We start from the raw sequence: 9,389 nt of genomic DNA on the forward strand, positions 1-9,389 counted from the left end.
CAGGCATGTACTTGGTACGTGTGGAAACCAATAAAGGAGGAGTCACCAAAAAGATAATCGTAAGGTAAGAGCTTAGGCCTAAGGTGTTTTTCTTTAGGAAAGGAGACAAAACAAATAAGACAGTAGATCGCTATATTATCAAAAGCCATATGGTTATTCTTGTTATTCCATGTATCTTTGTCTCATGGAACAAGAGTTAAGATTATCGAGCTGGTTGCCGACCACTAAGAAAGAGTGTAAAATTAGAGGTTGGGAAGGATTAGATGTCATTTTGTTTAGTGGAGATGCCTATGTAGATCATCCTTCCTTTGGGCCTGCAGTGATTGGGCGTTTGTTAGAAAGTTATGGATTGAAAGTAGCCATTGTGCCACAACCTAGCGTAACAGACAATTTGCAAGACTTTGAAAAACTAGGGAAGCCAAGATTGTTCTTTGGCGTTACATCAGGAGTCATGGATTCAATGGTAAGTAATTATACAGCAAGCAAGCGAAAACGAGACAAAGACGCTTACACTCCAAATGGAGATATTGGGTTTAGACCAGATTATGCTTCTACTGTTTATACTAAAATTTTAAAAGATAAATTTCCAGATACGCCAGTTATTCTTGGAGGAATTGAAGCCTCTTTGAGACGAGTTACTCATTATGATTATTGGTCTGACACTTTGAAGCCAAGTATTTTAAAAGAGTCAGGCGCAGATTTATTGATTTATGGAATGGGAGAGCAGCCTTTGAAAGAGATGGTAACTTTGTTAAAAAAAGGAGTTCCTTTCAGTTCATTGAAAACAATAAAGCAGACTTCTTACTTGCAACCCAAAGGAGAAGCCTTGCAAAAAAACAAAAACTGGTCTACAAAAAGGTTGAGTGCTCACGAAGATTGCCTGGAAGATAAAAAGACCTTTGCGGCAAATTTTAAAATAGTAGAACAGGAGTCAAACAAAACCTATGGAGGTAGAATTTTACAAGATGTAGGAGAGGAAGTTGTGGTGATCAACCCTCCTTACCCAACCATGTTGGAAAAAGAAATTGATGCCTCTTTTGATTTGCCATATACACGATTACCACATCCAAAATATAACAAAAGAGGCCCGATTCCTGCTTTTGAAATGATTAAGTTTTCCATCAATACCCATAGGGGTTGTTTTGGAGGTTGTAGTTTTTGTACCATATCGGCACATCAAGGGAAATTTATAGCGAGCAGAAGTAAGACATCTATTTTGAAAGAAGTAGACAAAGTAGCAAACATGCCAGATTTCAAAGGATACTTGTCTGATGTTGGTGGTCCTTCTGCTAACATGTATCAAATGAAAGGAAAAGTTCAAGAAATTTGTGATAAATGTGTCGCTCCTTCTTGTATCAATCCCGTAATTTGTTCCAATCTAGATACTTCACATGCACCTTTAACCGATATTTATCAATCGGTAGATAAGCATCCAAAAGTTAAAAAATCATTCATTGGTTCGGGGATTCGTTATGATATGTTGGTTCCAGAATTTAATAAAAACGCTTGTCCCAAAGAACTAGAAGCTTACACTGAAGAGGTGGTTACAAATCATGTCTCGGGGAGGTTAAAAGTTGCACCAGAGCACACTTCGGACAAAGTATTAAGATTGATGCGTAAACCCTCATTTTCTAATTTTCATGATTTTAAAAAGATTTTTGATAGGATCAATTTAAAGAAGAGATTGAATTTACAACTGATTCCTTATTTCATATCTAGTCATCCTCAGTCCGACTTAGAAGACATGGCCAACATGGCAGCAGAAACTAAGGACATGGGATTTCAGTTGGAGCAAGTGCAAGGCTTTACTCCTACGCCTATGACCGTAGCGACAGTGATTTATTACAGTGGGTATCATCCGTATACCCTAGAAAAAATGGATACGCCTAAAACCGCCAAAGAGAAGGAAGAACAGCATAGATTCTTCTTCTGGTATAAAAAAGAAAATCAAGCTTGGATTCGCAAATCTTTAACCAAAATAGGAAGAAAAGATTTGTTAAATAAGCTTCTTCCCAAAGGAGGAAACACGGGTTATAAAAAAGATTTTAAAGCCAAAAACACCTTTGATGATGCTGTAACCGTACCCAAAGGAATCATCAATAAAAAATCTAAAACGGCAAGAGATAAGAAAACTCAAGATGGGTTTGTTAGCGTTTTGGACAGGGCTAAGCCCAAAGGTGAAGATCGATCTTTTAAGAAAAAAAGAAAACCGAAAAGGAGCAGGAGATAAAATAGCTGATTGGCTTTTTTTGTCTGTTGTTGGGATTTCACTAGGGCCTGTAAAAACCATTCTACCTGTTTTTTTGTGCTTTTTTAGATCAATATGATTGATGTTTTTAAAAAAGTAAACAGGTAAATATGTACTTTTGAATCAAACATTGGAATTATTATCATGAAAATATGTTATCTCTTACTTAGTTTGATCTCTTTTTCTTTATTTGCCCAAAACGCAGAGGAGCCAAAAGTTGATGTTTCAAGTCCGTATACAACCATTTATACGCACTTACATTTCTTACAACCCGAGTCTTATGATCAAGCCAAAGCAGCGAAAGTTGTTTATGGAAAGTCTGAAGAGGAAGCTATCGATATTGTTTTAAAAATAAAACAAGTTTTAGACGGGAAAGGTCTCAAAATAGATTTCAACAAAGTGCCATCCAATGAAAATTATAAAGATTCTCTTTCGGGGGTTGAAAGAACAAATCAATACGTACTGTTTCCAGATCGTTTGCCAGAAGTTTATTTAGAAAAAATAAACGGAAAATGGTACTACAGCAAAGAAACTGCAGATAAGATTTTTACACTGTATCACAATGTTTTTCCTGTGGGCACAGATTTTATTAAGAGTATTGTTCCAGGCTTTGGTCATATCACATTTCTAGGTGTGGAGTTGTGGCAATATTTAGGGATATTAATTTTTATACTGCTAGGTGCTTTTCTCACTTGGGTTTTGAATAAAATTCTTTTTCACCTATTAAAGCTGTTGGAGTCATTTTTCATGAAGTTTACTCATGATTCTTTAAGTAAGAATTTGAACAAGCTATCTAGGCCTTCAGCCTTGTTGGTTGTGTTTTATGTCGTAGAAGTATACGTGCCTACCCTACAGTTTCAAATTGATATCAATTCGTTTTTGATAAAAGGACTAGAAATAGGGCAAATTGTTCTATGGATATATGTCTTTTTGGAAATCGTTAGTGTTCTTATAGAAGTGTTTGTTTCTTATACCTCTAAAACCGAAAGCAAGTTGGATGATCAATTGGCTCCTATTTTAAGTAGGCTGTTAAAAGTTCTTGTTGTTTTTATAGGAGGGTTAAAAATGTTGACGGTTTTTGGGGTCAATACCACAACGGTTATCGCAGGAGCTTCTATTGGAGGTTTGGCAGTAGCTTTAGCTTCACAAGATACAGTTAAGAATTTGATTGGTACGTTTATGATCTTTTTAGACAAACCTTTTCAGATTGGAGATTGGATTGAAGGAGGGGGAGTAGAAGGTACGGTAGAAGAAGTTGGATTTAGATCGACAAGAATTAGAGCTATAGACACTTCTATTTTCTCTATACCCAATAGCCGTCTTTCTGAGATCGTTATTAACAATAAGGGTTTGAGACAATACAGAAGATATCAAACCAAATTAGGGATAAAATATGACACGCCACCTGTTCTGATTGAAGCCTTTGTGACTGGGGTGAGAAGAATTATTGAAATTCATCCAGAAACATTGACCCAGTCGTATAATGTTGAGTTTACTGGTTTTGGAGATTCAGCTCTTGAAATCTTAATCAATACTTATTTTGTTTCTTTGGAATGGGGTGTTGAACAATCTTCTAAGCACCGTTTGCATATGGCTATTTTGAATTTGGCTTCAGAACTTGGTGTTGATTTTGCATTCCCGTCTCAGACCCTCATGATAGAACAGTTTCCAGAAAAAAAAGTAAACAATCAGGCGTATGTTACTGATGCAGAAACCATCAAAACAACACTAAAAAATATTGAAGATCAATTTTAGCGCGCTTTCATTTTTTTGTCAAGAGTCTTCGAAATTTGATAATATTTGGTCTTTGTGTTGATTTTTTTCATCAGTTTAATTTATAATTGTATTTTTGCGACCTATTTTTTTTATCATGCAGCAAGCAGTTAAATTATTAATTTTCTCATATTTTGTAGAAGTTTACTTCAACAAACCATTTGTGGTGTCTTTTCTTAGGCGACGATGTAGGGGGTAGTTTTTCACTATCTAAGCCCACAACGAATATTGCCAAACACGAAAAAAACCAAAAAAATACAACCACAATGAAAATTGTAACTGCAAATAAATCACACTTTGAATACGCCGATATCATCTGCGATACGATTGAAACTTCTGCCAAGGTAAGAGGTACAGGTATTGCGAAGAGAACACCGGCATACATCAAGAAAAAACTAGAAAGTGGTGATGCGGTGATTGCCTTGGACGGGCTGAAGTTTGGAGGCTTTTGTTACATAGAAACTTGGGAAAATAAGTCATACGTGGTGCATTCAGGGTTGATTGTCCATCCAGATTATAGAAATCAAGGATTAGCGAAAAGAATCAAGTCTAAAATTTTTGAATACTCAAAAGAGAAATATCCTGACGCAAAAATATTTGGTATCACAACCGGTTTGGCAGTGATGAAAATAAATTATGAATTGGGATATAAGCCAGTTACTTTTTCTGAGCTGACCAGTGATGAAGCGTTTTGGAATGGGTGTAGGTCTTGTAAAAATTATGACATCCTAGAGCGCAACGATCATAAAATGTGCTTGTGTACAGGGATGCTTCATGATCCGAAAGAAGTGAAACGCAAACAGCACAGTGTCTCCAAAGAGCCAAGCTGGGAATTCAAAACCAAATTAGCCAAGCTAAAAGATAAAATCTTTACTAAAAAAGGGTAGTTTTTGTTTAAAAATTCTAATTCCATTCAGGATTAGTGTTTTCACTTGTTAATTTTTAATGTTTCATTCACATTCCGTATTTTTGCCAAGTGCAATTATTGGTTGAACGTAAAGGTGATGAAAAATTTAAAAGATCTTCCAATATCAATTCCACAGCAGATAAATAATTTAAAATAAGTAAATTAAGTTTTACTGAACTTGAAATGAATAAAGTCACGGATAGGCAGTTTAAAACTTTACAAACTAAAGAACATGGATAAAGTAGTATTAGCATACAGCGGAGGTTTAGATACGTCTTATTGTGTAAAATATTTAATTAACGAGTTAAAGCTAGAAGTACATTCTATTTTGGTAAATACGGGTGGTTTTACCAAAGAAGAATTGGCTGTTGTTGAGAAGAAGGCTTATGAAATGGGAGTGACTTCACATGAGAACAAAGATATTTTAGAGAAATACTACGACAAAGCAATAAAGTACATGGTGTATGGGAATGTATTAAAAAACAATACCTATCCATTGTCTGTTTCCGCAGAACGTGTATTTCAATCTATTGAAGTTGTAAAATATGCAAAATCTGTAGGTGCCAAATACATTGCACACGGTTCTACCGGAGCAGGAAATGACCAAGTTCGTTTTGATATGATTTTTCAGACGATAGCTCCAGAAATTGAAATCCTCACTCCTATTCGAGACTTAAAATTATCTCGTCAAACGGAAATAGATTATCTAAAATCTCATGGAGTTGATATGAATTGGGAGAAATCTAAATATTCAGTAAACAAGGGGATTTGGGGGACATCAGTTGGAGGTGTAGAGACTCTGAAATCTCAGAAAGCACTACCAAGTGAAGCTTATCCGAGTCAATTGCAAAGAGAGGATGAACAAGAAGTGACCTTAACCTTTGATAAAGGAGAGTTGATTGCTTTCAATGGAGAAAAAGACACCCCGGTGAATAATATTTTAAAGTTAGAAGCCGTGGCTTCTGCTTTTGCCATTGGTAGAGATATTCATGTAGGAGACACTATTGTTGGTATCAAAGGGCGTGTTGGTTTTGAAGCTGCGGCAGCTACCGTCATTATAAAAGCACATCATTTACTAGAAAAGCATACGCTTTCCAAAGCACAGCAAATTGCTAAAGAAGGATTGGCAACCTCTTATGGAACATTGTTTCATGATGGTCAGTATTTAGAACCCCTGATGCGAAATATTGAAAAGTTCTTAGAAGACTCTCAAAAAACAGTTTCAGGTGATGTTTATGTGACCCTAAGGCCTTATCATTTTGTTGTGACAGGATTGAATTCTAAGTACGACTTAATGGCTTCAGGATTTGCAGACTATGGAGAGGAAAACAATGCTTGGAGCTCTCAAGATGCCAAAGGATTTATAAAAATATATGGGATGCAGAATAAAATTTTCTATCACGTAAACAAAGATTTGTTAGAGGCGTAATTGTCTTTTTAATAAAAAAAATGAGGCGCAAGCGAACCGTTTGTTGCCAAATGGTCAAAACATAAAGAATGATAAAAGCAGGAATAGTAGGAGGAGCAGGATATACAGCAGGAGAGTTGATTAGAATTTTACTGAATCATCCTCAGGTAGAATTAGATTTTGTATACAGTACTTCCAATGCTGGAAATAAATTGTATGCGGTGCACGCAGATTTGTTGGGGGATACTGAACAAAGTTTTACAAGTGCAATAAACAAAGATGTAGAAGTGCTCTTTCTGTGTTTAGGTCATGGAAATTCGACTTCTTTTTTGCAAAACAATACATTTTCCGATCGTACAAAAATCATTGATCTAAGCAACGATTTTCGTTTAAATGCGGATATGCTTTTTGAAGGAAAGAAGTTTGTTTATGGGTTGCCAGAAGTGAGAAGAGAAGAAATTAAAAAGTCAAATTTCATTGCTAATCCAGGGTGTTTTGCTACATGTATTCAGTTTGCTCTACTGCCATTAGCAAAAGCCAAAAAGTTACAGCGTGATATACATATCAATGCAACGACTGGGGCTACGGGAGCGGGAGTTTCTCCTTCAGGAACTTCTCATTTTCCTTGGAGAGATAATAACTTTTCTGTGTACAAACCATTTACTCATCAACATTTGGGAGAAATAGGAGAGACTTTAGCAGAATTACAAGAAGCACAAGTAGGAGAGTTGTTTTTTATCCCAAACAGAGGAAATTTTAGTCGTGGAATTTTTGCTTCAGTGTACACTAAATTTGATGGAACTATTGAAGAAGCAAGAGAAATATTTGCATCGTTTTATGCAGACGCGCCCTTTGTTCACCTTACAGATGCGCCCGTAAACATGAAGCAAGTTGTAAACACAAATAAATGTGCAATCTCTATCCTAAAGCACGGAGATCATTTATTGGTGTATTCAGCTATTGATAATTTACTAAAAGGGGCTTCGGGTCAAGCTGTTCAGAACATGAATTTGATGTTTGGATTTGCGGAGACAGAAGGATTGCATTTGAAAGGAACAGGATTTTAATTTAGGATGGATTTAAAATAAACCGACAAGTAAAACGGTACAATACGATATAAAAAATGAAACTATTTGATGTTTACCCATTGTATGACGTAACCCCTGTAAAAGCAGAAGGAGCTTATGTTTGGGACGATAAAGGAGATAAATATTTAGATTTATATGGAGGTCATGGAGTGATTTCCATAGGTCATACGCATCCAAGTTATAAAGCTGCCATTGAGACTCAATTGAGTCAAATAGGTTTTTATTCCAATGCCATTCAAAACCCTTTACAGTTGGAGTTGGCTAGGAAACTAGGAGAGCTTTCTGGATGTGGAGATGAGTATGCTTTGTTTCTGTGTTCTACAGGAGCTGAGGCCAATGAAAATGCGATTAAAGTTGCTTCTTTTGAGAACAATAAGTCTAGAATTATTGCGTTTAAAAATGGTTTTCATGGTCGTACTTCAGGTGCGGTATCTATCACAGATAATCCAAAAATTATTGCGCCTATCAATGCGCACAATCCAGTCACGATTTTGCCTTTGAATGATATTGAGTGCGTAAAGAAAGAGATTGCTCGAGGTGATGTCTCTTCCGTTATTATTGAACCTATCCAAGGAGTAGGAGGATTAGATCAGCCTACAACAGCATTTTTAAAAGAATTGAGAAAAGTCACACAAGAAAACAATGTATGTCTAATTCTTGATGAGGTACAATCTGGGTATGGAAGATCTGGTAAGTTTTTCGCACACCAGCATCACGATGTTAAAGCAGATATTATTCCTATGGCCAAAGGAATGGGGAATGGTTTTCCTGTAGGAGGTGTGTTGGTTCATAAATCTATCGAGCCATGGTCTGGAATGTTGGGAACTACTTTTGGAGGTTCTCATCTAGCGTGTGCGGCAGGAATAGCTGTTTTAGATGTCATGAAAGAAGAGAAATTGATGGAGAATGTTTCTGAAATCAATACTTATTTTAAAGAGCAAGTGAAAAGTTTGCCAGGGCTCAAGCAGGTAAAAGGCTTAGGGTTGATGTTGGGCTTAGAATTCGATTTTGAAGTGGCAGCGCTAAGAAAAAAGTTGATTTATGATCATAAGATATTTACAGGTGGATCGAGTAACAAAAAACTGTTACGTATATTACCCCCATTGAATGTGAGAAAATCTGATTTGGAGGTCTTTATAAAAGCTTTGAAAGACTTGTTGTAAAAAATAGTTTACAAGATAGCTTTCGTTTTTAACCCTATAAAGATCAGACCTCTTTTTGAGATAAAGCATTAAAATTGATAACCGAAAAACCTCATTAGATTATAATTTAATGAGGTTTGTTCTTTTGGTTGTCCTGCGTTCTGTGTTTTGAAAAATTAGAAACAGATGAGTATAAATAAGAATATCATCAAGGTATTTTGTATTTTTGAACATTATCAAAATTTAATAAGTCCATGAAACACTATTTATCCATTCACGACTTACCAAGCATCAAAGCCACGGTAAATGAGGCGATTGAACTCAAAAAAGATCCGTTAAGATTCAACCATCTAGGAAAACATAAAACGATAGGATTGTTGTTTTTTAATAACAGTTTGCGAACTCGTTTGAGTACACAAAAAGCTGCGTTGAATTTAGGGATGGAACCTATCGTTATGAATTTTGGTGCGGAAGGCTGGCAATTGGAATTTGAAGATGGAACAATCATGGATCAAGGAAAGTCAGAGCATGTAAAAGAAGCTGCTGAGGTCATTTCTCAATATTGCGATGTAATTGCTATTCGTGCTTTTGCAGGATTAGAAGACAAAGCAAAGGACGAATCAGAAGAGGTGTTGTCTGCTTTTGTAAAATACGCGACGGTTCCTATTTTAAATATGGAGTCCTCTGTTGGACATCCTTTGCAGGCTTTGGCAGATGCAATCACTATTGAAGAACACAAGCCCGCTAAGAAAAAATTAAAAGTTGTGTTGTCTTGGGCACCCCATCCAAAAGCTTTACCTCATGCCGTTGGGAATTCTTTTGC

6 protein-coding genes and 1 pseudogene are annotated in these 9,389 nt (G+C 36.1%); all 7 read left to right on the forward strand.

The features are described 5' to 3' along the window. Positions 1-184 precede the first annotated feature (184 nt). Entirely contained in the window at positions 185-2,230 is a 2,046-nt protein-coding gene (locus ABF281_RS02315) for a YgiQ family radical SAM protein (protein ID WP_347180085.1), read from the forward strand. Positions 2,231-2,392: 162 nt separating this feature from the next. Continuing rightward, on the forward strand, positions 2,393-4,003 hold the full coding sequence (locus tag ABF281_RS02320; RefSeq protein WP_347180086.1) for a mechanosensitive ion channel family protein: 1,611 nt from the start codon (positions 2,393-2,395) through the stop codon (positions 4,001-4,003). Positions 4,004-4,287: 284 nt separating this feature from the next. Next, positions 4,288-4,908 carry a GNAT family N-acetyltransferase gene (locus tag ABF281_RS02325; protein WP_347180087.1) on the forward strand — a complete coding sequence of 207 codons (621 nt, stop codon included), beginning with the start codon at positions 4,288-4,290 and terminating at the stop codon, positions 4,906-4,908. A 252-nt stretch (positions 4,909-5,160) separates the two neighbouring features. Further along, positions 5,161-6,357, forward strand: coding sequence for an argininosuccinate synthase domain-containing protein (locus tag ABF281_RS02330; RefSeq protein WP_347180088.1), 1,197 nt, complete (start codon positions 5,161-5,163; stop codon positions 6,355-6,357). Positions 6,358-6,425: 68 nt separating this feature from the next. Further along, positions 6,426-7,403, forward strand: a complete 978-nt coding sequence (gene argC / locus ABF281_RS02335) for an N-acetyl-gamma-glutamyl-phosphate reductase (RefSeq protein WP_347180089.1) — start codon at positions 6,426-6,428, stop codon at positions 7,401-7,403. A 56-nt stretch (positions 7,404-7,459) separates the two neighbouring features. Next, positions 7,460-8,587, forward strand: coding sequence for an aminotransferase class III-fold pyridoxal phosphate-dependent enzyme (locus ABF281_RS02340; protein WP_347180090.1), 1,128 nt, complete (start codon positions 7,460-7,462; stop codon positions 8,585-8,587). A gap of 233 nt (positions 8,588-8,820) precedes the next feature. Further along, positions 8,821-9,389 (forward strand): annotated as a pseudogene (locus tag ABF281_RS02345) (acetylornithine carbamoyltransferase); the annotation flags it as partial.

The organism is Wenyingzhuangia sp. (genome assembly GCF_039768515.1).
GTDB lineage: Bacteria > Bacteroidota > Bacteroidia > Flavobacteriales > Flavobacteriaceae > Wenyingzhuangia.

Bases quoted from the DNA above. Each gene is read 5' to 3' on its own strand.
- ABF281_RS02315 (WP_347180085.1), top strand. From the start codon at position 185: ATGGAACAAGAGTTAAGATTATCGAGCTGGTTGCCGACCACTAAGAAA.
- ABF281_RS02320 (WP_347180086.1), top strand. From the start codon at position 2,393: ATGAAAATATGTTATCTCTTACTTAGTTTGATCTCTTTTTCTTTATTT.
- ABF281_RS02325 (WP_347180087.1), top strand. From the start codon at position 4,288: ATGAAAATTGTAACTGCAAATAAATCACACTTTGAATACGCCGATATC.
- ABF281_RS02330 (WP_347180088.1), top strand. From the start codon at position 5,161: ATGGATAAAGTAGTATTAGCATACAGCGGAGGTTTAGATACGTCTTAT.
- argC (WP_347180089.1), top strand. From the start codon at position 6,426: ATGATAAAAGCAGGAATAGTAGGAGGAGCAGGATATACAGCAGGAGAG.
- ABF281_RS02340 (WP_347180090.1), top strand. From the start codon at position 7,460: ATGAAACTATTTGATGTTTACCCATTGTATGACGTAACCCCTGTAAAA.